We start from the raw sequence: 25,741 nt of genomic DNA, 5'->3' as shown, positions 1-25,741 counted from the left end.
TTCCGTGAACACGGAAATGGAGATTAGGAGTGTCAGGATAACTCTGGATTTACCGCTCGCTCCGAACGGCCCCCTCTCCCTTCAGGGAGAGGGTTGGGGAGAGGGAACGGCGTCAACCCAAAACACCGTAGCCGCCTGGAAACGCCATTCGAGAGCAAGCTCGCTCCTACACAGAAGCGTTCCCCATCCTCACTCCAACGTCCCGTGGGGCGCCGCATCCATCACTTCCACGCGGTTGCGGCCGCTGGCCTTGGCCCGGTACAGGGCCTGGTCGGCGGTGCTGTAGAGCCTTTCGTAGGTGCTGGACACGCCGCTGGCCAGGCCGGCGATGCCGAAGCTGGCGGTGAGGTAGAGCAGGCCTTCCTTCATCGGCAGCGGGGTGTCCTCCAGCAGCTTGCGCAGCTTCTCGGCGATCACCCGGGCCTGGACCGCGGCGGTGTCCGGCAATAGCAGGAGGAATTCCTCGCCGCCCAGGCGCGCCACGCTGTCGCTGCTGCGGGTGTGCTTGCGCAGCAGGGTGGCGGTGTGGCGGATCACCTCGTCGCCCAGCGGGTGGCCGTAGCGGTCGTTGATGAACTTGAAGTGGTCCAGGTCGATCATCAGCAGGCTCACCGGCATCGGCTGGCGGTCGCAGCGGGCCAGCTCCTGCTTCACCAACTGGTCGAACTGGCGGCGGTTGAACAGCCCGGTCAGCGGGTCGTGGCCGGCCAGGTATTCCAGCTGGCGGTTCTTCTCCTCCAGTTCCTTGCGCTGCCGGCGCAGGTGCTGGCGCTGGCGCAGGTTGCGCAGGTGGCTGAACCAGAGGATCTGCGACAGCAGCAGGCCGATGCCGCAGATGGTCAGGCCGCCCATCTGGTTGGACAGGCGCAGTTGCGGGTCCGGCTGGGCCGTTTCCATGGCCAGTTCGAAGGCGATGAACAGCAGCACGTAGAGCAGCGTGGCGAACAGCGGGCGCAGCAGCAGGATCAGCGCCGTGGCCACCGCGCCCATGAGGAAGGGCGTGATGCTGCTGGTCACCTGCTGGTCGAAGGCGGTGATGACCAGGCCGAAGCCCAGCAGCACGGCGGCGCCCAGCAGCGCCAGCAGCTCGCAGTACCACGGCGGCGGCGCCTGCGGGCGCTGGCGGGCCTGCCAGGCCAGCAGGCCGAGGCCGAGCAGCAGCACGGCCGCCACCGCGTGGGTGAGGATGATGTGCTGGCGCCAGCCGTCGTACGCCGGCAGGCTGCCCTGCAGGTTGAGCCAGAACACCAGGATGTGCACCAGGTCGAAGGGCACGGCCAGCAGCGCCAGCCAGGCCAGGCGCCTGAGGTTTTCCGTGGCCACCGGCCGCGCCAGGGAACGGGCGAGCCTGAATTGCTGGCGAAGGCGTTGCGGGAACGGCTGGGACACGGGGGCAGGTCCTGTGCGCGATGGCATCCGGCTATGAGCATAGCCAGATGCCGCCAGGCTGTCCCGCCGCCCGCCGGGGGATTGCCGGGCTTTTCGCTTGCAGCCTGGCGTGGCGGCTGGGCATAGTCCGCTACCTGTCAGGCAGCACGGCGAAAGGAGAAGGACATGGGCGAACGGGTATTGCGGTTTTCCGCGGAAGACGGCCTGGATGCCGAACGCGCCGCCCTGGACCAGGTCTTCAGCGGCCAGGGCGACAGCCGCCTGCTGTTCTGGCGCCCGCTGCAGCAGGCGCTGGTGATGCCGCGCCGGCTCAGCCGGCTGGCCGGTTTCGCCGAGGCCGAGGCGCGCTGCGCCGAACTCGGCTGGCCGATCGCCCTGCGCGACACCGGCGGCGAGCCGGTGCCGCAGTCGCCGGCGGTGCTCAATGTCGCCCTGTGCTATGCGGTACCCGACGGCGACAACGAGCAGACGCGCATCGACACCGCCTACCAGCGCCTCTGCCAGCCGCTCTGCGACTGGCTCGCCGCCCTGGGCCTGGAGGCCGGCCTGGGCGAGGTGGAGGGCGCCTTCTGCGACGGCCGCTACAACGTCAACCTGGGCGGGCGCAAGCTGGTCGGCACCGCCCAGCGCTGGCGCCGCCGGCAGAGCGACGGGCGCTACGTGGTGCTGGCCCATGGCGCCATCCTGCTGGAGAACCAGCGCGCGGCCATGGCCGAGGTGGTCAACGCCTTCTACCGCGCCGTCGAGCTGCCGGCCGTCATCCGCGCCGACAGCCACGTGGCCCTGGAGGAACGGCACGCCCAGCCCTGGTCGCAGGTCGAAGCCCTGGCCGGGCAGTTCCAGCGCCACCTGGCCCGCGAAGGCCTGCCGCCGCCGGCCTGACCCACACCTTTTCCGTTCCAGCCGCCCGGCCGCGCGCCGGGCCTCATCCTGCCAAGGAGCGTTCCGGCATGGAGCATGGTTCCAACTATCTGCAATCGGCGGTGGTCTTCCTCATCGCCACCGTCTTCATGGTGCCGCTGGCCAAGCGCCTGCAGCTGGGCGCGGTGCTCGGCTACCTGCTGGCCGGGGTGCTGATCGGCCCCTCGGTGCTGCGCCTGATCGACGACCCCGAGAGCGTCGCCAGCCTGTCCGAGCTGGGCGTGGTGCTGCTGCTGTTCATCATCGGCCTGGAGCTGTCGCCCAAGCGCCTGTGGGTGATGCGCAAGGCGGTGTTCGGCATCGGCCTGGCCCAGGTGCTGCTCACCGCGCTGGTGATAGGCGCGCTGGCGCACCTGGCCTTCGAGCTGCCGCTGAACACCTCGGTGGTGCTCGGCGGCGGCCTGGCGCTGTCGTCCACCGCCTTCGGCCTGCAGATCCTCGCCGAGCGCAAGGAACTGGCCAGCCCCCACGGCCGCCTGGCCTTCGCCATCCTGCTGTTCCAGGACATCGCCGCCATCCCGCTGATCGCCGCGGTGTCGCTGCTCGGCGCGCGTGCCGACGAGGCCGCGCCGGGCGGCGACTGGCGCCACTTCCTGGAGGTCGTGGGCAGCATCGCCGTGGTGGTGGTCGGCGGGCGCTACCTGCTGCGCCCGGTGTTCCGCACGGTGGCGCGCACCGGCATGGCCGACCTGTCCACCGCCACCGCGCTGCTGGTGGTGGTGGGCACCGCCTGGCTGATGGAGCTGGCCGGGGTGTCCATGGGCCTGGGCGCCTTCCTCGCCGGCCTGCTGCTGGCCGACTCGGAATACCGTCATGAACTCGAATCGCAGATCGAGCCCTTCAAGGGCCTGCTGCTGGGGCTGTTCTTCATCAGCGTGGGGATGAGCGCCGACCTCGGCCTGCTGCTGCATTCGCCGCTGCTGGTGCTGGGCCTGACGGTGCTGCTGATCGCCCTGAAGCTGCCGCTGCTGTACCTGCTCGGGCGCCTCACCGGCGGCCTCGACGGCCATTCGGCGCTGCGCCTGGGCATCGTCCTGGCGGCCGGCGGCGAATTCGCCTTCGTGGTGTTCAAGCTGGCCCGCGCCGAAGGCCTGCTGGACGCCAACCTGCACAGCCTGCTGGTGCTCTGCATCACCCTGTCGATGGCGGTGACGCCGCTGCTGGTGCTGCTGGCCGCGCGCCTGGTGAAGCCCAAGCCGGAGCCGGTGCGCGAGGCGCCGGAGGAATACACGCGCATCGAGGGCGACGCGCCGCGGGTGGTGATCGCCGGCATGGGCCGCATGGGCCAGGTGGTCGCGCGGATCATGCGCGCCCAGCGCGTGCCCTTCATCGCCCTGGACACCTCGGTGGACACCATCGAGCTGAGCCGCAGCTACGGCAGCATCCCGATCTTCTATGGCGACCCGCTGCGCCCGGAAATCCTCCGCGCGGCCCAGGTGGACAAGGCCGAGTTCTTCGTCGTCGCCACCGACGACCCGCAGACCAACATCGACACCGCGCGCCTGGTGCGCAAGCTCTACCCGCACGTGAAGATCATCGCCCGGGCGCGCAACCGCCAGCACGTCTACCACCTGCTCGACGCCGGGGCCAGCCCGGTGCGCGAGCTGTTCCATTCCAGCCTGGAAATGAGCCGGCGGGTGCTGGTGGAGATGGGCCTTTCCGAGGAACAGGCGCTGGCGCGCATCCGCCGCTTCCGCCGCCACGACGAGGAAGTGCTGATGGCCCAGTACAAGGTCTACGACGATGCCGCGGCGGTGATCCAGACCGCCCGCGAGGCGCGCCGGGAGCTGGAGACGCTGTTCGAGGCCGACCAACTGGAGGACCGGGGCGTGGGCAAGCCCTGAGCGGGCGCCATGGCCGGGCCGCTTGCGCCCGGCCGGTGGGCGGGCTTCAGCCGCGCACGCGGCGGCGCGGCGGCTCGTCGATGCGGATGGGCTCGCCGGGCGAGCGCAGGGTGAGCACGCCGATGGCGGCCAGCAGCAGGGTCACGGCCAGGCCGATGGCGGCCAGCGCGACATAGAGCAGCAGCTCCGCCAGGGAGCCGATGATGAGCAGAATATCCAGTGCGGCCTGCATGCTGCGTTCCTCCGTCAGCCTCGTGGTCAGCGGGGCGTTCCGGGGTATGCACGCTCAGGCCGCCTCGCGGCCCCTGGGTTCGCGGGGCCATGGGAGCATGCTCGCGCCCGGGCGCGGCGAAGGGAATTGAATCCGCCTGCTGGTGACTATCGACGCCATCGATGCCCCGGCGGGGCGCCGGCCCGGCTCAGCGCGGGTAGAGCGGCGGCAGGCTGTTGCCCTCGGCCGTCGCCGCGCCGCCGCCTTCCGCGGCGGGCAGGGTGCGGATCGCCCGCCAGAGGTCCTCGCCCTCCCAGTTGTGGCCACCCTCGCTGTCGCTGTAGAGCGCGCCGTTGAGGCCGTCCATGGCGTCGGACAGCGGCACGAAGCGCGCCGCCATGTCGGCCAGGGTTTCCGGCTGCTGCCGGGCCCAGGCGTCGAGGGCCTGGCGGGTGGCGTGGGGTCGTTGGCCTGGCAGCAGCGGCGCAGTTCGTCGAGCAGGGTGCGGGCGCTGGGCGCGTTGGCCGCGGCGCGGACGATGGCCGGCTGGCGCCGGGCGCGCCACCAGAGGCCGAAGCCGAGCAGGCTGGTCAGGGCCAGCAGCAGGGTCGCCAGCTGCCACGGCCACAGAGGCTGGCCGCCGGTGCCCATGGCGCCTTCCAGCGCCGCCGGGGGCTGGGCCGCCAGCTGCGGGTTGGCGCCGACGTCCAGGGTGCGGCCGGGCAGGGTGGTGTGCTCCAGGCGGTCTTCCTGGGTGTTCCACCAGGTGATCTCGATGTCCGGCAGGCTCAGCTGGCCGGCCTGGTCCGGCACCAGGGCCTGGCGTTCCTCGCGGCTGCCGATCACGCCCTGGTCGCCCTGTTCCTCGGCCAGCTGCGGCTGGTCGGGGTAGTGCCGCAACCCGGCCGGCAGGGCCTGGGGCAGCGGCGGCAACTGGGCGCTGGAAAGCCCCTCGACGCGCAGCATCAGGTTGCGCGTCAGGGCCTCGCCGGCCTTCGCCTGGTCCGGCTGCGGCGCCCAGCTCTCGCTGAGGGCGACGGCGCGGGCCGGCAGCCAGGGCGCGTCGGCCGGGTAGTCGACGGGCTTGGGCTTCACTTCCAGGGGAATCTCCGGCGAGCTCACCCGCAGGCGCTTGCCGGGCAGCACGCCGAAGGTGTCGCCGGGGTTGTTGCGCGCCACCTGGGTGGCGCTGAAGTTCAGCGCGGGGATGGTCAGCTCGCCGCTGTGCTGCGGGAAGATCGCGAAGCGCACCTCGATGACGCCGTGGCGCACGCCGTTGATTTCCTTCTCGTAGGTGCGCGGCTGGCCGAGCTGCTCGACCTTGGCGTCGTCGATCTGCAGCGGGCTGAGGCTGCTGTCGTCGTACAGCGAGACCGAGTGGTAGATGCGCAGGGTGAGGATGGCCTGGGCCTGCACGTAGACCGTTTCGTGGTCGAGGCTGGCGTCGATGAACACCGGCGAGAGCTTCTGTTGCCCGGCCGCGTCCTCGGCCTTGAGCACCTGCAGGCCGATCGGCTGGGTCTGGCTGTTGCCCATGCGCAGCGCCGGTATCTGCAGGGCGCCGGTGCGGGTGGGGCGCAGGGTGATGATCCAGCGCGTGGTGGCCTGGGCCTGGCCGTCGAGGGTGGTCAGGCGGTTGACCTGGCGGGTGCCGAGGATCTCGAAGGCCTCGCCCAGGGGCGTGAGGTCCGGCTTGCCGAACTGCGTGGGGTCGTCGGACTCCAGGGTCAGGTCGAGGCTCTCGCCCTCGGTCAGGCGTGCGCGGTCGACGCTGGCGGTGAAGCTGGCCTGCGCCTGGAAGGCGAGGAGGCTGAGCAGGATCAGGCAGATCAACCCTTTCATGGCATGTTTTCCTGGTGCTGCTGCTGTTGGTACCAGAACTTGCGGCGCAGCAGTTCGGAGGGTTCGTCGGGAATCTGCCGCAACCATTGTTCCAGGGCCTGGCGGCTTTCGTCGCTGAGTTCCTCTTCGTCCGCCGAGGGGCCGGGAGTTCCGTCGCATCGGTGGGCGGCTCGTCGTCCGGGTCGGTGGCCTGCAGGCGCTCGGCGTTGGCCTGCTGGCGGTTCTGCAGGGCCGCGGAAGGGCGCGCCGGCCGTTCTTCCTGGTCCTGCTGGCCCGAGGGCCTGGCCGGTGCCGTCGGCGACGACTCGGCCTCGCCGCTGCGCAGGGCCTGCGAGGCGTTGGCGCGCTGCTGGGCGGCGTCCTGCTCGCGCTGGCGCAGCAGCTCTTCCAGCAGCGCCTTGTTGCGCTGGGCCTGCTGCAGGTCCGGCTGCAGTTCCAGCGCCCGCTCGTAGGCGTCGATGGCGGCCTCGTACTGCTCCGCGCGGGCCAGGGCGTTGCCGCGGTTGTAGTGGTCGGCGGCGGTGTCGCCCTGGGCGAAGGCGCGGGCCGCGCCGTCGTAGTCGCCGGCCTGGTAGAGGGCCAGGCCGCGCCAGCGGAAGTCGGCGAAGTGCCGGGCGGCGTCGGCCGGGCGCTGCTCGGCGAGCAGGCGCTGGCCCTGCTGGTCGGGGCGCAGCCAGAGGTCGGCGAACTCGAAGGCCAGGGCCGGTCGCGGCGCGCCCAGCCACAGCGGCAGCAGCAGGGGCAGGCTGAACAGCCAGCCGCGGCGGCCGGCGCAGGCGGCCAGCAGCAGCAGCGGCAGGAGCAGCCAGTAGCCCTGGTCGGCCCAGCGTTGCAGGCGCAGCACGGCGTCGTTGCCGGCGGCTTCCAGGCCGCGGTTGGCGTCCAGCAGGCCGAGGGCCTTGAGGTCGCGGTCGCCGGCGTCCAGGCGCTGGTAGCCGGCGTCCAGGCCGGCGGCGAACTGGCGCAGCCCGGCCTCGTCCAGGCGCGGCAGGAGGATGCCGCCCTGGTCGTCCTTCAGGTAGGTGCCGTCCTCCTGCGGGATGGGCGCGCCGCTGGCGCTGCCCACGGCGAGGATGGCGAAGTCCCGGCCGTGGCCGTGCAGCGCCTTGCCGATGCCCTGCTGCTCGCTTTCGTCCAGGCCGCCGGTGAGCAGCAGCAGGCGCCCGTTGCCCTGGGCGCCCTGGTCGAGCAGGCGGCGCGCCAGCTGCACGGCGAGGTCGGCGCGCTGCCCGGGCTCGGGCATGATCGACGGCTTGAGCGCATCGAGCAGGTTGCGCGCGGTGAACAGGTCGTTGGACAGCGGCACCAGGGTGTGGGCGCTGCCGGCGTAGACGACGATGGCGGTCTGCGCGTCGGGGCGCGCGCGCAGCAGGTCGAGGAGTTTGCGCCGGGCCTGCTCCAGGCGGCTGGGTGGCAGGTCGCCGGCGAGCATCCGCGGCGTCAGCTCGAGGATCACCACCAGCGGGTCGCTGCGCTGCATGGCCGGTTGCTCGATGCGTTCCCAGCTCGGCCCGAGCAACGCCAGCACCGCCAGCAGCCAGGCCAGGCCCAGGTACAGCCAGGGGCGGCGGTCGGCGCGGCCGCTGCCGCCCTTGAGCAGCCAGGGGTGGAAGGCCGCCGGCAGCAGCAACTGCCAGCGCCCGGCGCGGCGCTGGCGGTGCAGCAGCTTCCACAGCAGCCAGGCCAGCAGCGGCAACAGCAGCAGCCACCAGGGGCGCAGCAGGTGCGGCCAGAGGTTCATGGGCGCCTCCACGGCCAGCGCCATTGCTGCGGCGGCCAGAGTTCGCCGGCCACCAGCAGCAGGCTCAGCAGCAGCGCGGCGGCCAGCGGCCAGTGGTAGAGGGCCAGGGCCGGGCGCGCCTGGGTGGGCTTCTGGGTCACCGGCTCGAGGCTGTCGAGGGTGCTGGAGATGGCCTCCAGCTCGGCGCCGTCGCGGGCGCGGAAGTATTCGCCGCCGGTGAGGCCGGCGATCGCCTTCAGGGTGCCTTCGTCCAGGTCCAGGCCGGGGTTGAGGCCGAGCGCGCCGAGCACGCCGCCGGGCTGCGGGTCGGCGCCGATGCCGATGGTGTAGATCTTCACGCTCTCCTCGGCGGCCAGGCGCGCGGCGGTCAGCGGCGGGATCTCGCCGGCGGTGTTGGCGCCGTCGGTGATCAGCACCAGCACGCGGCTTTGCGCCGGGCGCTGGCGCAGGCGCTTGAGCGCAAGGCCAATGGCGTCGCCCAGGGCGGTGTCCTTGCCGGCGATGCCGATCAGCGCCTCGTCCAGCCAGACGCGCACGCTGTGGCGGTCGAAGGTCAGCGGCGCCTGCAGGTAGGCCTTGCTGCCGAACAGGATGAGGCCGACGCGGTCGCCGCGGCGCGCCTCGATGAAGTTGCCGAAGAGCTTCTGCACCAGGTTCAGGCGGCTGATCTCGCTGCCCTGCCAGGTGAGGTCGGCGGTGTCCATGGAGCCGGAGACGTCCACCGCCAGCAGCAGGTCGCGGCCGCTGGCGGGGATCGGCAGCGGTTCGCCGACCCATTGCGGGCGCGCCGCCGCCAGCAGCAACAGCAGCCAGAGCAGCACGAAGGGCGCCTGCAGGCGCCAGGCCGGCAGTTGCGCGCGGGCGCGGCGGCCGGCCAGGCCCTCGAGTTCGGCGAGGAAGCTGACCTTCAGCGCCGCCTCGCCGCTGTCGGCCGGCGGCAGCAGCATGCGCAGCAGCCAGGGCAGCGGGGCGAGCAGGAAGGCCCAGGGCCAGGCGAACTCAAACATGCTTGCGCACCCAGGTTTCCACGGCGGCGGCGAGGCCGTCGATGGCCTTGTCGTCGAGCTTGCACTCGGCGCGGTAGCCGCCTTCCACCAGGATCATCCAGCGCGTCAGGCCGGCTGCCGGGCAGCGGTTGTCGAGGAACGCCAGCCAGGCGCGGCCGCTCAGGGTGTGGCAGTTGTCGTCCGGCCAGCGCACCCGCGACAGGCGCTTGAGCAGGGCGTTCTGCGCCTGCAGCCAGGGGCCGGCGGGGGCGCCGCCGTAGGGGCGCGGCAGGCGCGCCAGCTCTTCCAGGGCGGCGACGCGGATCGGTTCCAGCGGCGCTTCCGCCGGGGCCGTCGCGCGGCGGCGCGGCAGCAGGCGGTGGCGCCAGCGCCACGCCGCCCAGGCCAGCGGCGGCAGCAGCGCGGCCAGCAGCCACCAGCCCGGCGCCGGCGGCCACCAGGGCACGGCGGCGGGCTGGAGCAGCGGTTCCAGGGCGTCGAGGGGCGTCACGGGCGCTTCCCCGCGGCGGGTTGTTCGAGGTGGTCGCGCAATTGCTCCACCAGGTCCAGCTGGGTGCTCAGCGGCAGCAGCGGCACGCCCAGGCGCTGGCTGACCCGCGCCCAGCGCTCGCGGCGCGCCTCGCCCAGGGCGCGGTAGGCCAGGCGTTGTTCGTCGACGTGGGTGTCCACCTCGAGCATGGCCTGGCCTTCGGCGAAGCGCATCAGCCCGGCGGCCGGCAGGGCGTGGTCCAGCGGGTCGGACACCGGCAGCAGGACCAGGTCGGTGTGCCGCGCCAGCAGGCCCAGCTGCTGCTCGGCCAGGTCGCCCTGGGGCGCGTTGCCGAGGGCGCGTTCGTCGCAGACGACCATCACCAGGCTGCCCGGCCGCAGCACCTCGCGGGCGCGGCGCAGGGCCAGGCCGAAGCCGTCGCCGGAGGCGGGCGCCGGCGCGTCGACGAGCAGCGCGTGGTTGGCCCGCACCATCAGGTTGAGCAACTGCAGCTGGCTCTGCTTGCTGCGCCGCGGCTTGATCTCGTGGGTGTCGTGGTCGCTCAGCACCAGGCCGCCGATGCGGTCGTTGTGGGCCAGCGCGGCCCAGCCGAGGAGGGCGGCGGCGCGGGCGGCCAGCACCGACTTCAGGCACAGGCCGGAGCCGAAGAAGGTCCGCCGGCTCTGCTCGACGAGGACGAACACCGGGCGCTCGCGCTCCTCGTGGAACAGCTTGGTGTGCGGCTCCTGGCTGCGCGCGGTGACACGCCAGTCGATGGTGCGCACGTCGTCGCCGGGCTGGTACACGCGCACCTGGTCGAAGTCCACGCCGCGCCCGCGCAGGCGCGAGTGGTGCAGGCCGATCAGCGGGCTGCGCCGGGCCGGGGTGGAGAACAGCTGCACCTCGCGCAGGCGATGGCGCATGTCGATCAGCTCTTGCAGGCTGACCGTCACGCCGTTGCTGGCGGTGTCCAGCATCAGGCCACGGCGACCACGTCGAGGATGCGCTGGACCACGCGGTCCTGGTCGATCCCCGCGGCTTCCGCCTCGAAGGAGAGGATCAGGCGGTGGCGCATCACGTCGAACAGCACCGCCTGGATGTCCTCGGGGCTGACGAAGTCGCGCCCGCCCAGCCAGGCGTGGGCCCGGGCGCAGCGGTCGAGGGCGATGGAGCCGCGCGGGCTGGCGCCGTAGGCGATCCACTCGGCCAGCTCGGTGTCGTACTTGGCCGGGGTGCGGGTGGCCATGACCAGCTGCACCAGGTATTCCTCCACCGCGTCGGCCATGTACAGGCCGAGGATTTCCTTGCGCGCGGCGAAGATCGATTCCTGGGTCACCTGGCGCTCCGGCCGCGCCTCGCCGTTGAGCGCCTCGCCACGGGCCTGCTGGAGGATGCGGCGCTCCACCGAGGCTTCCGGGTAGCCGATCTTAACGTGCATCAGGAAGCGGTCGAGCTGGGCCTCGGGCAGCGGGTAGGTGCCCTCCTGCTCGATGGGGTTCTGGGTGGCCATCACCAGGAACAGCGGCGGCAGGTCGTAGGTGCTGCGGCCGATGCTGACCTGGCGCTCGGCCATGGCCTCCAGCAGCGCCGACTGCACCTTGGCCGGGGCGCGGTTGATCTCGTCGGCCAGCACCAGGTGGTGGAAGATCGGCCCCTGCTGGAAGCAGAAGGTGCCGTTTTCCGGGCGATAGATCTCGGTGCCGGTGATGTCCGCCGGGAGCAGGTCGGGGGTGAACTGGATGCGATGGAACTCGGCCTCCAGGCCTTCGGCGAGGTCCTTGATGGCCTTGGTCTTGGCCAGCCCGGGCGCGCCTTCCACCAGCAGGTGGCCGTCGGCGAGCAGGGCGATGAGCAGGCGCTCGACGAGCTTTTCCTGGCCGAGGATCTGGCTGGAGAGGAAATGTCGCAACGCGAGGAGCGACTCACGGTGTTCCATCGAATGCGGGTTCCTGGAATGGGGAGGGCGGCGTGGCGCGGCCGCCGGGGGCATTACTTTACTGCATCGGCGCAGGTGCGTGCAGGGTGGCGTGGCGGCGCGGCGTGGTCGTCGGTTCCGCCGGCCGAGGGGGACGCTTCCCACGGGACAAGGACGCGTTTCCGAAGCGCACTGCCTCTAACGTGGGAGGCTCCTCATGGAAAACGTGGAGTCGATGGACATGGAACGCAATGCCTTGCATTTCCCGGTCGTCCTGGCCGGCCTGCTGTTCTTCAGCCACCCGCACGCCGCGGCCGCCCCGCTGACCCTGGACCCCGGCGCCGGCAACGCCAGCCTGGGTTCCGCCGGCAACGGCGTGCCCGTGGTCAACATCGCCACCCCCAACGCCAATGGCCTGTCGCACAACAGGTTCGGCCACTTCAACGTCGGCCGCGAGGGCCTGATCCTCAACAACTCGCCGGGCGCGGCGCAGTCGCAACTGGGCGGCGCCATCGGCGGCAATCCCAACCTGCACGATGGCGCGGCGCGCAAGATCCTCGGCGAGGTCACCGGCGGCAGCCCCTCGCAGCTGCTGGGCGCCATCGAGATCGCCGGGCCGGGCGCGCACTTCATCCTCGCCAACCCCTATGGGGTGACCTGCAACGGCTGCGGTTTCATCAACATGCCGCGGGCCACCCTGACCACCGGCAAGCCGCTGTTCGACGGCGACCGTCTGGCGGGCTACGACGTCGACGACGGGCACATCGGTATCGAGGGCGCCGGGCTCGATGCCCGCCAGGTGGGGCGCTTCGAGCTGATCACCCGCAGCGCCTCGCTCAACGCCGCGCTGCACGCCCGGCAGCTCGACCTGGTTGCCGGGCGCAACCGCGTGGACGGCGAGAGCCTGGCGGCCAGCGCCAAGGCCGACGACGGCCGCCAGCGGCCGCGCCTGGCCATCGACAGCTCGGCCCTGGGCGGCATGTACGCCAACGCCATCCGCCTGGTCGGCACCGAGCGGGGCGTGGGTGTGAGGCTGGCCGGGGAACTGGCCGCCAGCGCCGGCGACATCCACATCGACGCCGATGGCCGCCTGCAGCTGGCGCGCCTGCACAGCGCCGGGAACCTGCGCCTGAAGGCCGGCGACCTGCACCTGGCCGGGCCGGTCAGCGCCGGCGGCGACACAGAGCTGTGGGCCGCCGGGAACCTGGTCAACCAGGGCCGGCTGGACAGCGCCGGCCGCCTGCTCCTGCGCCTGGGCGGCGGCCTGGACAATCGCGGCGGCGAGCTGCGCGCCCAGGACATGGACTTCAGCCTGGGCGGTGCCCTGGACAACAGCCGGGGCCTGATCGAAAGCCGCGGCAGCCTGCGCCTGTACGCCGCCGGCCTGGTCAACGACCGCGGACGGATCCGCGCCCGGGGCTGGCAGGGGACTACCGAGATCGCCATCGGCGGCGTGCTGGACAACCGCAACGGCACCCTGGAGACCAATGCCCGCGACCTCGACCTGCGCAGCGCGGGCCTGCTCAACGACGGCGGCTGGGTGGGGCACAACGGCAACGGCCGCTTCGGCATCGACCTGGCGCAGCTGGGCCTGGCCGGCGGCCGCTTCGTCACCCGCTCCGTGCTGCACATCAAGCGCGACCACTGGTTCAACAACAGCAGCCTGCAGGCTCGCGAGCTGATCCTCGACGTGGTCGAGCTGGAGCAGGGCACCAGCGGCCGGCTGAACGGCGCGCTGGGCGTGCGGGGAACGGGCCGCGACTGGCGCAATGCCGGGGTGATCGGCAGCGAGTCCGAGCTGCACCTGGAGCTGAGCGGGCGCTACAGCGGCAGCGGCCGGCTGATCAGCCAGGACGACCTCCGGCTCAGCGCCGAATCCATGGAGATAGAGCAGGGCGGCAGCCTGATCAGCGGCCTGTACGCCAGGCTCGACATCCGCGGCGAGCTCATCAACCACGGCGCCATCCTCGCCTACGACGAGTTCTGGGTGAATGCCGAACGCCTGGTCAACCACGGGGTGCTGGGCAGCGGCTCCGAGCTCTACCTGGACGTGGGCAGCCTGGAGGATGAAGGGGATATCTTCAGTAACGGCGACGTCGAGTCGCATATTCCCTGGAAGTGGACGCTCTAGGCCGGCGCTGCGGGCCTGATGCTGTTCACTTGAGAAAGAATGCCGTTTCTCTTTTATGGGGAAACGGCATTTTCATGTGGGTTGGGTCATGGATTGCTTGCGGTTTGGCCCCTTGTATCCAACCTAACCCCCGTCATTCCCGCGAACGCGGGACGCGGCTCCATCGCGAACAGCGCTTGCGCTGGCCCGAAGGGGAATAACCCAGCTGCCTTCTTGCTCGGTGTAGCGCGCCGCTCCGAGTGCGTTGATGTTTCTTGTTTCGCCCCCTCGGGCGAGTCCCTTTTGTCAAACGCCACAAAAGGAACCAAAAAGGCTTGCCCCGACATACGGGCCCGATGGAGCCGGGCTACCCTCGCGAACTCCCCCGCCACGGAGGCCCGCCCCGACAGCACGTCCCTGTGCTGATCGGGGCTCTAGCGACATCCATGTCGCATGACCTCCTGAGCGCCGGTTTCGCTCGGCCTTCTGAAGGGGCGTTCCGGTGCGCTCGGTGGTTTCTCTGGAAGTCCAAAATCAAGAGCGGCACTGCTCTTCGTAGGAGCGAGCTTGCTCGCGAACCCTGACTCCCCACGTTCGCGATAACTCGTAGGGCGCATAACGCCTACGGCGTTATCCGCCAAATCGCGGACAAGGTCCGCTCCTACGGTTCCAGGAATCACGGGCGTAGGAGCGGACTCCGTCCGCGATTGGATTCACCGGCCACGCCGGACGCCCCGGTGGCACGGTCAACGGCGGATAACCGCGAACGGTTATTCGCCCTACGGCCTTGCCGGCTGACGCTGTGTTATTCGCTTGCTCGGGACAGCCCCCTCTCCCTTCTGGGCGGGCCGCGTAGGCGAGGGTTGGGGAAAGGGGCGCTCTTGAACCCGGCACCTAAAGCTCTCGGGAAACCCGTAGGGCGCATAACGCCTGCGGCGTTATCCGCCGAATCGCGGACAGAGTCCGCTCCTACGGTTCCAGAAAAGCACGGGCGTAGGAGCGGACTCCGTCCGCGATTGGACTAACCGACCACGCCAGACGTTCCGGTGGCACGGACAGCCCCCTCTCCCGCTTGCGGGAGAGGGTTGGGGAGAGGGCGCTCTGAAACCCAGCACCTACGTCCCCGGAAAGGGACGCTTAGTCCTTGCCCAAATGAACCGCATCAGGCACCCCGAGCCGGGCCTCCCGGGCCGGGGTGCCCGATGCGCCGGGGATGGGCGTCAGGCAGCGCAACGGGCTGTTGCCGTTGCGCACCCGGCGCATCTTCGGCGCGCCGCCGAGCACCACCGCCAGGTAATAGAGGTACGCCAGCGGCCGCGGCATGCCGGCGTCCAGCAGCATCCGCAGGAACAGGCGGTCGGCGCAGGCCTTGTCCAGCGGCGAGACGTTGAGGAACTGGTAGAGCGCGTCGTGCACCAGGCTGGCATGGTGCGCCAGGGGCCAGAACACCTGCTTGCGGCGGACCTCGCCGTCGCGGATGCAGGCCAGGTCCTCCAGGTGCTCCCACCAGTCCGGGGTGCCGAAGATCGCCAGCCAGTAGAAGGGCACCTTCGGTGAGCAGCCGTCCCAGGCGTAGGTGCGCGGCCGGTCGAAGTGGTAGCGCACCTCGCCGTGCGCCAGGTCGACCTCGCTGTGCCCGGGGTTGACGATGATGCGCCCGTCGTGGACCACCAGCCATTCGCTATAGAAGAAGCAGCCACGGGCTTCCTCGCAGGCCACCGTGAGCGGGAAGTCGATGTAGTTGACCCAGGGCCCGGGGCGGTCGCGGCTGCAGAAGCCCCAGCGCTCCACCGAGGCCGCCCGCGCGGCACGGATGCGCCGCAGGCGCTCGCGGCGGCCCACCAGTTGCGGCAGCAGCACGCCCAGGTACACCGGCAGCGCGCCGGCCAGCAGGTACTGCACCAGCAGCGGCTGCAGCAGCCAGGCCAGGCCCAGCAGCACCAGGCCCAGGGCGGTGACCAGCAGGTTGGCGAGGTGGCGCAGCAGCGGGCGGTTCAGCGGTGGGGCGGCTTGCATGGCATCCTCCGTGATGTCTGGAGGATGCCATTGTGCCATTGCTGCTCGCCGGCTTCAGTCGACCTGTCGCCATTGCGCCAACAGGCGCCGGTGCGCTTCCAGCGCCGCGGGCTGCACGCTGGGCCGCAGGCGCAGCTCGGCGCCCGGCAGGCATTGCGCCAGGCGCGCCAGGGCCCTGGGGCTGAGGGCGCCCAGGCGCGGGTAGCCGCCGATGGTCTGGCGGTCGTTGAGCAGCACGATCGGCTGGCCGTCCGGGGGCACCTGCACGGCGCCCAGGGGGATGCCCTCGGAGATCATCGGCTTGCCCAGGTAGTACAGCGGCGGGCCGAGCAGGCGCATGCCCATGCGGTCGGCGCGCTGGTCGAGGCTCCAGGTGGCGTCGAAGGCGTCGAACAGGCTCTGCCCGGCGAAGTCGCCGGCCTGGGCGCCGAGGATCAGTTCCAGGTGCGCCGGGCCGTCGTAGCACGGCCGCTGGTGGGCCTGCATGTGGCGTTGCGGGGGCGTTCCGCCGGCGGCGCGCAGCGCGTCCCCGGCCGCCAGCGGCTTGCCCTGGCCGTCGAGGCCGCCGAGCCCTTCGCGGACCACGGTGGCGCAGCTGCCCAGCACCGCCTCGCCGAGGAAGCCGCCGGGGGCCGCCAGGTAGGCGCGGGCGCCGCTGCGCGGCTGGTGGAAGCCCAGGCGCTGGCCGGCGCGCATGGCGAAGGCCTGCCAGGGGCCAGCGGCTGGCCGTCGAGTTCGGCGGCCAGGTCGGCGCCGGCCAGGGCCAGCTGTGTGTCGGCGTTGGCGCGCAGGACCACGCCGCCCAGGGGAATCTCCAGCACTGCCGCGTCCAGGCGGTTGCCCAGCAGCCAGTTGGCCCAGGCCTGGGCTTCCCAGTCCAGGGCGCCGCCCTGGGTCACGCCCAGGTGGCGCACGCCGAAGCGGCCGCCGTCCTGCAGCTGGGCCAGCGGGGTGCTCTTTTCCACGTGCAGCACGGTCATGCCAGGCCCTCCTCGGCGGGCATGGGCGTGTCGTCGCCGCCCAGGCGGATGAATTCAGCGCGGTCGATGGCCTCGAAGCGCACCCGGTCGCCGGGTTGCAGCAGGCTGTAGCCGTCGCGTTCGCGGTCGAACAGGCGCGCCGGGGTGCGCCCGATGAGGTTCCAGCCGCCGGGGGAGGCCAGCGGGTAGGCGGCGGTCTGGCGCTCGGCGATGCCGACGCTGCCGGCCGCCACCCGTTGCCGCGGGGTGGCCAGGCGCGGGCAGGCCAGGGCCGGTTCGACCAGGCCCATGAAGGCGAAGCCCGGAGCGAAGCCGAGGGCGAACACCTGGTAGGCGCGGCCGCTGTGGCGGCGGATCACCTCGGCCGCATCCAGCCCGCTGTGCCGCGCCAGGCGGGCCAGGTCGGGGCCGACGCCGGGGTCGTACCACACCGGCAGCACCTGCTCGCGGCTGTTCTCGCCGGGCAGCGGCTGCAGGCCGTCGAGGGCGGCGAACAGGCGTTCGCGGAGCGCCAGCGGCTCCAGCCGCAACGGGTCGAAGCGCAGCATCAGGGTGGTGTAGGAGGGCACCAGCTCCAGCAGCTCGTCGCCGAAGACCTCGCCCAGGCGCCGCGTGGCGGCCAGCAGCCAGGGCATGTTGGCTTCGTCGATGGCGTCGAACAGGCGCAGCATGTAGCTGTCCAGGGCGACCACTTCCAGGCGCGGCCTCATGCCGGCACCAGGGCGTCCAGGGCCGCGCGCAGCTGGCGCACGGCCTCCACCGAGCCGGGGTTGTCGCCGTGCACGCAGAGGGTGTCGGCGCGCAGGCGCAGCGCGCTGCCGTCGCTGGCGGTGAGCGCCTCGCCGCGGGCCAGGGTCAGCGCCTGGGCGATCACCTGGCGGCTGTCGTGGTGCACCGCGCCGGGCAACTGGCGCGACACCAGGTGGCCCTCGGGGGTGTAGGCGCGGTCGGCGAAGGTCTCGAACCACAGGCGCAGGCCGAACTCGGCGGCCATGGCCAGGGCGCCCTGGTTGTCGCGGGTGGACAGCAGCATCAGCGGCAGCTCGCGGTCGTAGGCCGCGACCGCGCGCATCACCGCGCGCAGTTGCTCGGGCTTGCGCATCATGTCGTTGTACAGCGCGCCGTGCGGCTTGACGTAGCTCACGCGGGCGCCCTGGGCGCGGCAGATGCCGTCGAGGGCGCCGACCTGGTAGTGCAGCATGTCCTCGACCTCCTGCGCGCTGCACTCCAGGGAGCGGCGGCCGAAGCCGAGCAGGTCGGGGTAGCCGGGATGGGCGCCGATGCGCACGCCGTGTTCCAGCGCCAGGGCCACGGTGCGGCGCATGCTGCCGGGGTCGCCGGCGTGGTAGCCGCAGGCGATGTTGGCGCAGTCGATGTGCGGCATGACCTCGGCGTCCAGGCCCATCTTCCAGGCGCCGAAGCTTTCGCCGATGTCGCAGTTGAGCAGGGGAAGGTGCATGGTCGTCCTCGCTGTACGTCTCAGGGTTCCAGTTGGCGGCCGCGGGTTTCCGGCAGGCTCAGGGCGGCGAGGATCACCACGCCGTAGGACACCGCGGCGAAGCCGCCGATGCCCAGCCCCAGCGGCACGTGCTGGCTGAGCATGCCGATCAGCATGGGGAAGAGCGCCGCGATGGCGCGCCCGGCGTTGTAGCAGAAGCCCTGGCCCGAGCCGCGGATGCGGGTGGGGAAGAGTTCGGTGAGGAAGGCGCCCATGCCGCTGAAGATGCCCGAGGCGAAGAAGCCCAGGGGGAAGCCCAGCCAGAGCATCGCCGAGTTGCCGATGGGGAGCCGGGTGTAGAGCAGCACCACGATGAAGGAGCCGACGGCGAAGAGGATGAAGTTCTTCTTGCGCCCCAGCAGGTCGGTGAGGAAGGCGCTGACCACGTAGCCGACGTAGGAGCCGAGGATGACCATGGCCAGGTAGCCGCCGGTGCCGAGCACGCTGAGGTGGCGCTCGGTCTTGAGGTAGGTCGGCAGCCAGGAGGTGATGGCGTAGTAGCCGCCGAGGGCACCGGTGGTGAGGAGCGAGGCGCGCAGAGTGATGCTGAGCATGCCGGGGGCGAAGATTTCGTGGAAATTGATCTTTTCGCCGCTCTCGCGGGCCTTGGCGCGCTGGTAGACCTCCGGTTCCTTGACCAGGCGGCGGACGAAGAGCACGAACAGCGCCGGCAGCAGGCCGAGGAGGAACAGCGCGCGCCAGGCGTACTCCGGCGGCAGCAGGCTGAACAGCAAGGCGTAGAGCAGGGCGGTGGCGCCCCAGCCGAGGGCCCAGCCGGACTGGACCAGGCCCACCGCCTTGCCGCGGTCGCTGCTGCGGATCACCTCGCCGATCAGCACCGCGCCCGCGGTCCACTCGCCGCCGAAGCCGAAGCCCATCAGAGTGCGGGCGAGCAGCAATTGCTCGTAGTTCTGCGCCAGACCGCAGAGGAAGGTGAAGAAGGCGAACCAGAGTACCGTCAGTTGCAGCGTCAGCACACGGCCGATGCGATCGGAGAGGATGCCCGCGATCCAGCCGCCGAGGGCCGAGGCGAGTAGCGTGAAGGTGTGGATCAGCCCCGCCTCGCCGGTGCCGATGCCCCACAGGGCGATCAGCGTGGGAATGACGAAGCTGAGCATCTGGGTGTCCATGCCATCCAGGCCGTAGCCTATCTTGCAGCTCCAGAAGGTGCGCCGCTCCTGCTTGCTGAGGTCGCGGTACCAGCCGAAATGGCCGCTACTGCGCACCTCGAGGCCGCCCACGGCGGTCGCCTGCTTTTCCATGGGATTCTCCGATCATCGTTATTGGATTTGTTCGGTGGCCGGATAGCGTCACCTGGGGGAAGATTCTTCGAGGCCCGGCGGCGGTCGTCCAGCTAATAAAAACGGTCGCCGGTGACAAGAAATTCCGATGGCCGCCGGCGTGCGCCCAGGTCGCCGCGCCGGCGGCCGGGGGTATGCTTGCCCGTCCGCTCCCGGTACCGCCCATGAACCTGAAATTCCTCGAGACCTTCGTCTGGGTCGCTCGCCTGAAAAGCTTCCGCCTCACCGCCGAGAAGCTGTTCAGCACCCAGGCCGCCATTTCCAGTCGCATCGCCGTGCTCGAAGGCGAGCTGGGGGTGAAGCTGTTCGTCCGCGATTCGCGCGGCGTGACCCTGACGCCCGAGGGCCATCAGGTGCTGGAATACGCCGAGCGCATGCTCGACACCCTGCACGAGCTGCACCAGGCGATCGATGCGGGGCGCGTCAGCCAGGGGCGCATCCGCATCGGCGCCATGGACACGGTCGTCCACACCTGGCTCAGCCCGCTGGTGGCGCGGGGCATGGAGCGCTTCCCGGAACTGGAGGTCGAGCTGACGGCCGATACCGCGATCAACCTTGCGGAGCAGTTGCGCAAGGGCTACCTGGACCTGGTCTTCCAGACCGACCCGATCCGCCACGAGTCGGTGCTCAACCTGGAGCTGGGCAGCTACCCGCTGCGCTGGGTGGTGGCCAGCGGCTCGTCCTACGCCCGCGACTACGCGAGCCTGGAGGAACTGGCCAGCGAGCGCGTGGTGACCTTCTCCAAGCACTCGCGGCCGCACCTGGACCTGCTCACCCTGCTCCAGGCCCGAGGCATCAGCGTGCCGCGGCTGAACTGCGTGAACTCGGTGGCGGCCATGACCCGCCTGGTGCGCGATGGTTTCGGCATAGGCGCGCTGCCGCCGGCGCTGGTGACCCAGGAGCTGGAGCGCGGCGAGCTCCGCGTGCTGCGCGTCGAGCCGCCGCCGCCGGACCTGCCGCTGGTGGCGTCCTGGCGAGGCGGCAGCGGCCTGGAACTGGTGGAGCAGGTGCTGGGGATGGGCCGCGCGGTACTGGCGGCCTACGCGGAGCGGGTCGGCCCGGCGCACTTCGTCCTGCTGCCGCCGGTGACCGACGCCTGAATCAACTTTCCTTATGCCCGGCCCCGGAAACTATTTGTTGGACGCTGTGGCGCCCGGCCGCCTAAAAGGTCGGTTCCGCCCCGCACGAGGAAGCCGCCGATGACACCGCCCCACGACCTTGCCTCCCTCAGCCCCCTGGAGCTGCGCCGGCTGATCCGCCGTGGCGACTACGCCGGGCACACCAGCGGCCTGGGCCAGCGCCACCTGCAGGCCAACATCGTCATCCTGCAGCGCGCCTGGGCCGACGAGTTCCTCCGCTTCTGCGTGCTCAACCCGCGTGCCTGCCCGCTGCTGGACGTCACCGAGCCCGGCTCGCCGCGCTTCCACAAGCTCGGCGTCGACATCGACGTGCGTAGCGACGTGCCGCTGTACCGCGTGTACCGCCGCGGCCAGCCCCACCGCGAAACGAGCGACATCGGCGAACTGTGGGAGGCCGATTTCGTCGCCTTCGCCATTGGTTGCTCGTTTTCCTTCGAGCAGGCGCTGCAGGACGAGGGCATCGCCCTGCGGCACATCGAGCAGGGGCGCAACGTGGCCATGTACCGCACCAATCTCGCCAATACCCCCGCCGGGCGCCTGGCCGGCAGCATGGTGGTGTCGATGCGCCCGCTGAAGGCCGCCGACGCGGTACGCGCCAGCCAGATCACCGGACGTTTCCCGCTGACCCACGGCGCCCCGGTGCACATCGGCGACCCGGGGTTGATCGGTATCTCCGACCTGCGGGCGCCGGACTACGGAGAGCCGGTGGACCTGGCCGCCGACGAGTTGCCGGTGTTCTGGGCCTGTGGCGTTACCCCGCAGGCGGTGCTGGCCGAGGCCGAGCCGGAGCTGTTCATCACCCATGCGCCGGGCTGCATGCTGGTCAGCGACCTGCTCTACGGCCAACTCTGAGTCCCTCGCCCAGCACGCCGGTAGCGGGGAGTGCCCTGCTGTCAGGCCACCCCGCCACTCCTGCATCCGCTCAGGCGCTGCGCCAGGCCATCGACGCTGGCCGCGGCTGAGCGACATCCCCGTGGTGTTACCGATCTTCTTCGGCCGTGCAGCCTGGCTTGCCGCTGTTCCCGCCGGGGCGCTGGGTAGCCTTTCGATAGCACGCTGCTCCATTTGGTAACGCCTGCCCCGTAACAGCGCACGTGGACGCGGGAACCTCCTCCGAGAGAACGGATTTTTTCCTGCCGAAGGCCATTTTCAGGCGGCCTTTTTCTGAGTTGGCATTAAATTTGATTACTCGTAACGGAAAGATTGTTGAACAATAACTCTGCGAGGGCATCACCATGAAACAGCGAATTGTGGGCAGGAAGGCGGGCTGGCTGGCGGCACTGGCGTTGCCCGGCGTGCTGGCGCTGGCCGCGCCGGCCATGGCGGCGGTCACCGGCACCCTGGAGGAGGGGCGGCTGAGCGTCGGCTCGGACCTCACCTACCCACCCTATGCCTACCTCGAACAGAGCCAGCCCGCGGGCTTCGACCCGGAGTTCATGAAGGGCCTGGGCGAGCACCTGAAGCTGCAGACGGAGTTCCGCGACACCCGCTTCGCCAACCTGGTGATGGGCGTTAACGCGCGGCGCTTCGACGTGGTCGCCTCGGCGCTCTACGTCACCCCGGAGCGCGCCCGCCAGGTGGACTTCCTGCCCTACCTGAAGAGCGGCGCCTCGCTGCTGGTGCGCAACGACGACGACTTCCGCCCGCAGCGCGCCGAGGACCTGTGCGGCAAGCGCGTGGCCTCGATCAAGGGCGGCTCGTGGATTCCCCGGCTGCTGGAGGTCTCGCGCGACTACTGCGTGGCCCAGGGCAAGCCGGCGATCCAGTCGCGCGAGTTCCCCACCTCGCCGGAAGCCGCCCAGGCCCTGCTGGCCAAGGCGGTGGACGTGCAGTTCGAGAACGCCGCGGTGGCCAAGATCACCGCCGAGAAGCTGCAGGGCCGCCTGCAGATCGCCTCCCGCGAGCTGATCTACCCGGTGGTCATCGGCCTGGCCGTGCGCAAGGGCAATGGCGAGCTGCTCGACGGCCTGCGCCAGGGCTTCGAGGCCATGAAGCAGGACGGCGAATACCAGGCCCTGCTGCAACGCTACAACCTCGCCGAGCCGACCGCGGCGGACGTCGCCCAGGCGCTGGGCAACTGAACCGACGGCCGGCCAGCCGGCCGGCCGAGCGACACGGAGCACGAACATGCATTTCGACTGGCACTATGCCCTGGGCCTGCTGTGGAACGCCGATTTCTGGCGCGCGGTGGGCACCGTGGTGGAGCTTAGCCTGGAGACCTGGCTGCTGGGCATCGCCCTCGGCTTCCTGGTGGCCCTGGCCCGGCAATCCTCGCGGCGCTACCTGCGCGACGCGGCGGCGCTGTACATCTGGTTCTTCCGCAGCCTGCCGCTGCTGGTGCTGCTGATCTTCGTCTACAACCTGCCGCAGGTGTTCCCCGGCACCAGCGCGCTGCTGTCCAACCCCTACGGCGCCGGGCTGATCGCCATGGTCCTGAGCGAGACGGCCTACATCGCCGAGATCCATCGCGGCGGCCTGCTGGCGGTCGCCAAGGGCCAGCTGGAGGCGGGCAAGGCGCTGGGCATCGGCTACCGCGGCGTGCAGTGGCTGATCGTGATCCCCCAGGCGCTGCGCGTGGCGCTGCCGACCCTGGCAAACGAATACATCACCATCGTCAAGCTGACCTCGCTGGTCTCGGTGATCTCCCTCAGCGAGATCCTGCTGGTCGGCCAGCAGCTCTACACGCAGAACTTCCTGGTGATGGAGACCATGCTGGCGGTGGCCTTCTACTACGTGCTCATCGTCACCCTGTTCAGCTACCTGCTGCGGCGCCTGGAGAACCACCTCGACGTCACCCGCCGCCAGCCGCGCCCGGTGCCGGTGGGCGACCTGCCGGCGGTGCTGCCGCGGCGCAACGAGGGCGCCGCGGGGCAGGGCGCCTTCGCCCTGCAGGTGCGTGGCGCGCGCAAGCACTACGGCGAGCTGGAAGTGCTCAAGGGCATCGACCTGGACGTGCGCTGGGGCGAGGTGGTGTCGATCATCGGCCCCTCGGGCTCCGGCAAGACCACCCTGATCCGCACCCTCAACGGCCTGGAAGCGCTCGACCAGGGCGAGGTGACCCTCTGCGGCAAGCCGTTCCTGCGCGGCGCGCGCGAACCGGGCGGGCCGTTGGGCAACAAGGTGCACATGCAGGGCATCGTGCAGGTCGGCATGGTGTTCCAGGGCTTCAACCTGTTCCCGCACAAGACGGTGCTGGAGAACGTCATGCTCGCCCCGCACCACCACAGCCACGCCAATGCCGCCGAACTGCGCCAGCTGAGCCTGGCGCTGCTGAACAAGGTGGGCATGCTGGCGCACGCCGGCAAGTACCCGCACCAGCTCTCCGGCGGCCAGCAGCAGCGCGTGGCCATCGCCCGCGCGCTGGCCATGCGCCCGGCGGTGATGCTGTTCGACGAGCCGACCTCGGCCTTGGACCCGGAGCTGGTCGGCGACGTGCTGGCGGTGATCGAGGAGCTGGCGAAGGAGGGCATGACCATGGTCATCGTCACCCACGAGATGAACTTCGCCTTCCGCCTGTCCGACCGCGTGGTGTTCATGGAGGCCGGGCGCATCGTCCAGGCCGGGCCGCCGCGTGAGCTGCTGGAGCAGCGCAGCGAGCGCATGGGGCGCTTCCTCAAGGACGTCCAGCTGGCCTGAGGAGGGCCGTAGATGAAAAGCAAAGACGCCGGCGGCCTGTCGCTGTCGGCCCAGGTGGCCAACGAACTGCGCGAGGACATCATCGGCGGGCGCCTGCTGCCGGGCATGGCGCTGGTCGAGAGCGAGCTGGTCAAGGCCTACAACGCCTCGCGCAACACCATCCGCGAGGCCCTGCACCAGCTCGGCCGCGAGGGCCTGGCCACCTACGTGCGCAACAAGGGGTGATGGTGCGCCGCCTGGGCCTGGCCGAGGTGCGCGACATCTTCCTGGTGCGGCGCACCCTGGAGCTGCAGGCGATCCTCGCCAGCAAGCCGCTGCGCGAGTACCAGTCCGACCGCATGCTCGAGGCCATAGAAGCCGCCGAGTTGGCCCAGGACCGCGAGGACTGGCAGGCCTTCGGCACCCACAGCCTGCACTTCCACCAGCACATCGTCGGGCTGATGCGCAGCCCGCTGTTCGACGAGTTCTTCGCCAACGTCGCGGCGCAGATGCGCCTGGTGTTCTCCCTCGCCCCCAACGAGGAGAACTTCCAGCGCCCCTGGATCGACCGCGACCGGCACATCCACGACCTGCTTGGCGCCGGTCGCAAGCACGAGGCTGCGGAGGCCATGGCCAGCTACCTCGAGGATTCCGAAAACGCGCTGCTGGACCTGCTCAGCGCACCCCACTGCCTCTGAACCAGGAGATACCGAACATGTACAAGGACTATCCCGCCGCCTACCAGGCCAACAAGGGTTCCGCCCTGCAGGTGGACAAGGCGTTCTACGACCGCCTGCGCGAGGACAAGGGCGCGCGCACCCTGATCGAGCAGTTCGAGGTGCCGATCCGCACCGGCCGCGCCTGGAAGGTGCCGGCCGGGCACCTGTTCCGCGTCACCACCCCGGTGGGCCCGCAGGTCGGCGACTTCAACGTGTGGAACGCCAACGACCCGCGCGAGCGCATGTGGGCCGCGCGCACCCGCCAGCTGCAGGGCGCCCACGTGACCACCTACGACCGCCTGTGGTCCAACCTGCCGTTCCTGCGCCCGCTGCTGACCATCACCGACGACAGCCTGGCCGCCTACGGCATCGACGAGCACGGCGGGCGCCTCCACGACCTGCTCGGCACCCGCTGCGACCCCTACGTCAACAAGATGCTCACCGGCGAGGACTTCCACCACCACTGCCACTCGAACCTGACCCGCGCGGTGCTGCCCCACGGGCTGACCGAGTTCGACGTGCACGACGTGCTGAACATCTTCCAGTGCACCGGCCTGAACCACGACGACATGTACTTCATGAAGGCCTGCCCGGCGAAGCAGGGCGACTACCTGGAGTTCTTCGCCGAGATCGACGTGCTCTGCGCGCTGTCCACCTGCCCGGGCGGCGACCTGTCGCTGCCGATGTGGGGCCCCGAGGCCCAGGACCCGCTGAGTGTCTGCCGCCCGCTGGGGTGGAGATCTACCGCGTCGAGCCGGCCCTGCTCGAAGGCTGGCAGCCGCCGCAGCGCGCGGCCTACGACGGCCTCCACGGCCTGCGCCTGCAGAAGCCCGACTGGGAGCGCTGAGCCGGCGACGGGCGTGCCGGCCGCCGGCCGGCACGCCTCCGGGCAGGGCCGCCGCTACCCCTGCATGAACGAATATGTCGCGGCGTGGTAATCCCATCGCCCCGCCGTCTCGTTAAGCTCCGCAAGTGAATCGTGACCGGGCGGTCCGGCCGCCATCCTGGATGCTTCCCCTGCCTG

17 protein-coding genes and 5 pseudogenes are annotated in these 25,741 nt (G+C 70.8%); 9 read left to right on the top strand and 13 right to left on the bottom strand.

Annotation, left to right across the window (positions count from 1 at the left end; genetic code table 11):
- Nucleotides 1–189: 189 nt before the first annotated feature.
- Nucleotides 190–1,389 carry a GGDEF domain-containing protein gene (locus tag PKO50_RS22005; RefSeq protein WP_109933761.1) on the bottom strand — a complete coding sequence of 400 codons (1,200 nt, stop codon included), beginning with the start codon at nt 1,387–1,389 and terminating at the stop codon, nt 190–192.
- A 165-nt stretch (nt 1,390–1,554) separates the two neighbouring features.
- On the opposite strand from PKO50_RS22005, the gene PKO50_RS22000 reads away from it, so the two are divergent.
- Together PKO50_RS22000 and PKO50_RS21995 are read left to right on the top strand one after the other, a co-directional pair.
- Entirely contained in the window at nt 1,555–2,271 is a 717-nt protein-coding gene (locus PKO50_RS22000; protein ID WP_275627234.1) for a lipoate--protein ligase family protein, read from the top strand.
- A 68-nt stretch (nt 2,272–2,339) separates the two neighbouring features.
- Nucleotides 2,340–4,154 carry a monovalent cation:proton antiporter-2 (CPA2) family protein gene (locus PKO50_RS21995; RefSeq protein WP_275627233.1) on the top strand — a complete coding sequence of 605 codons (1,815 nt, stop codon included), beginning with the start codon at nt 2,340–2,342 and terminating at the stop codon, nt 4,152–4,154.
- A 46-nt stretch (nt 4,155–4,200) separates the two neighbouring features.
- On the opposite strand, the gene PKO50_RS21990 is transcribed toward PKO50_RS21995, so the two are convergent.
- From PKO50_RS21990 to PKO50_RS21960, 7 genes and pseudogenes are all read right to left on the bottom strand, one after another.
- Entirely contained in the window at nt 4,201–4,386 is a 186-nt protein-coding gene (locus PKO50_RS21990; protein ID WP_089392694.1) for a hypothetical protein, read from the bottom strand.
- 187 nt (nt 4,387–4,573) lie between these two features.
- Nucleotides 4,574–6,207, bottom strand: a pseudogene (locus PKO50_RS21985) (BatD family protein).
- Nucleotides 6,204–7,948, bottom strand: a pseudogene (locus PKO50_RS21980) (VWA domain-containing protein). The pseudogenes PKO50_RS21985 and PKO50_RS21980 overlap by 4 nt, the downstream one beginning before the upstream one ends.
- The gene (locus PKO50_RS21975) at nt 7,945–8,955 is read right to left on the bottom strand and encodes a VWA domain-containing protein (protein ID WP_275627232.1); all 1,011 of its coding nucleotides are present in this window, start codon (nt 8,953–8,955) and stop codon (nt 7,945–7,947) included. Before PKO50_RS21975 ends, PKO50_RS21980 begins: the two are co-directional and overlap by 4 nt.
- Nucleotides 8,948–9,445, bottom strand: a complete 498-nt coding sequence (locus PKO50_RS21970; protein ID WP_275627231.1) for a DUF4381 domain-containing protein — start codon at nt 9,443–9,445, stop codon at nt 8,948–8,950. The genes PKO50_RS21975 and PKO50_RS21970 overlap by 8 nt, the downstream gene beginning before the upstream one ends.
- Nucleotides 9,442–10,398, bottom strand: coding sequence for a DUF58 domain-containing protein (locus PKO50_RS21965; RefSeq protein ID WP_275630511.1), 957 nt, complete (start codon nt 10,396–10,398; stop codon nt 9,442–9,444). The genes PKO50_RS21970 and PKO50_RS21965 overlap by 4 nt, the downstream gene beginning before the upstream one ends.
- A 2-nt stretch (nt 10,399–10,400) precedes the next feature.
- Nucleotides 10,401–11,360, bottom strand: a complete 960-nt coding sequence (locus PKO50_RS21960) for a MoxR family ATPase (protein ID WP_089392689.1) — start codon at nt 11,358–11,360, stop codon at nt 10,401–10,403.
- 220 nt (nt 11,361–11,580) lie between these two features.
- Between PKO50_RS21960 and PKO50_RS21955 the strand changes: the two genes are divergently transcribed.
- On the top strand, nt 11,581–13,470 hold the full coding sequence (locus PKO50_RS21955) for a filamentous hemagglutinin N-terminal domain-containing protein (RefSeq protein WP_275627230.1): 1,890 nt from the start codon (nt 11,581–11,583) through the stop codon (nt 13,468–13,470).
- A gap of 1,116 nt (nt 13,471–14,586) precedes the next feature.
- Here the strand turns inward: PKO50_RS21955 and PKO50_RS21950 are convergent.
- The 5 genes and pseudogenes from PKO50_RS21950 to PKO50_RS21930 all read right to left on the bottom strand — a co-directional run bounded on the left by PKO50_RS21950 (nt 14,587) and on the right by PKO50_RS21930 (nt 19,205).
- Nucleotides 14,587–15,465 (bottom strand): DUF1353 domain-containing protein, encoded by an 879-nt coding sequence (locus PKO50_RS21950; protein WP_275627229.1) that lies wholly within the window; start codon nt 15,463–15,465, stop codon nt 14,587–14,589.
- Nucleotides 15,466–15,519: 54 nt separating this feature from the next.
- A pseudogene (locus PKO50_RS21945) lies at nt 15,520–16,445 on the bottom strand (biotin-dependent carboxyltransferase family protein).
- On the bottom strand, nt 16,442–17,155 hold the full coding sequence (pxpB, locus tag PKO50_RS21940) for a 5-oxoprolinase subunit PxpB (protein WP_275627228.1): 714 nt from the start codon (nt 17,153–17,155) through the stop codon (nt 16,442–16,444). The pseudogene PKO50_RS21945 and the gene pxpB overlap by 4 nt, the downstream one beginning before the upstream one ends.
- The gene (locus PKO50_RS21935; RefSeq protein WP_275627227.1) at nt 17,152–17,904 is read right to left on the bottom strand and encodes a 5-oxoprolinase subunit PxpA; all 753 of its coding nucleotides are present in this window, start codon (nt 17,902–17,904) and stop codon (nt 17,152–17,154) included. Before PKO50_RS21935 ends, pxpB begins: the two co-directional genes overlap by 4 nt.
- Before the next feature lie 20 nt (nt 17,905–17,924).
- Nucleotides 17,925–19,205 carry an MFS transporter gene (locus tag PKO50_RS21930; RefSeq protein WP_275627226.1) on the bottom strand — a complete coding sequence of 427 codons (1,281 nt, stop codon included), beginning with the start codon at nt 19,203–19,205 and terminating at the stop codon, nt 17,925–17,927.
- A 203-nt stretch (nt 19,206–19,408) separates the two neighbouring features.
- On the opposite strand from PKO50_RS21930, the gene PKO50_RS21925 reads away from it, so the two are divergent.
- The 6 genes and pseudogenes from PKO50_RS21925 to PKO50_RS21900 all read left to right on the top strand — a co-directional run bounded on the left by PKO50_RS21925 (nt 19,409) and on the right by PKO50_RS21900 (nt 25,564).
- Nucleotides 19,409–20,344: a LysR family transcriptional regulator gene (locus PKO50_RS21925; RefSeq protein WP_275627225.1), complete on the top strand. Its 936-nt coding sequence runs from the start codon at nt 19,409–19,411 to the stop codon at nt 20,342–20,344.
- 99 nt (nt 20,345–20,443) lie between these two features.
- Nucleotides 20,444–21,235, top strand: a complete 792-nt coding sequence (locus PKO50_RS21920) for a putative hydro-lyase (RefSeq protein WP_275627224.1) — start codon at nt 20,444–20,446, stop codon at nt 21,233–21,235.
- A gap of 383 nt (nt 21,236–21,618) precedes the next feature.
- On the top strand, nt 21,619–22,464 hold the full coding sequence (locus PKO50_RS21915) for an ABC transporter substrate-binding protein (RefSeq protein ID WP_275627223.1): 846 nt from the start codon (nt 21,619–21,621) through the stop codon (nt 22,462–22,464).
- A gap of 46 nt (nt 22,465–22,510) precedes the next feature.
- Nucleotides 22,511–24,019, top strand: coding sequence for an amino acid ABC transporter permease/ATP-binding protein (locus PKO50_RS21910; protein ID WP_109934745.1), 1,509 nt, complete (start codon nt 22,511–22,513; stop codon nt 24,017–24,019).
- Between the two features lie 12 nt (nt 24,020–24,031).
- Nucleotides 24,032–24,696: pseudogene (locus PKO50_RS21905) on the top strand (GntR family transcriptional regulator).
- Between the two features lie 17 nt (nt 24,697–24,713).
- Nucleotides 24,714–25,564, top strand: a pseudogene (locus PKO50_RS21900) (DUF1989 domain-containing protein).
- Nucleotides 25,565–25,741 lie beyond the last annotated feature (177 nt).

Source organism: Pseudomonas sp. 273 (genome assembly GCF_029201425.1).
GTDB lineage: Bacteria > Pseudomonadota > Gammaproteobacteria > Pseudomonadales > Pseudomonadaceae > Pseudomonas > Pseudomonas delhiensis.
The sequence above is the reverse complement of the archived record's forward strand: the minus strand, read 5'-3'. Positions and strand labels throughout refer to the sequence as shown.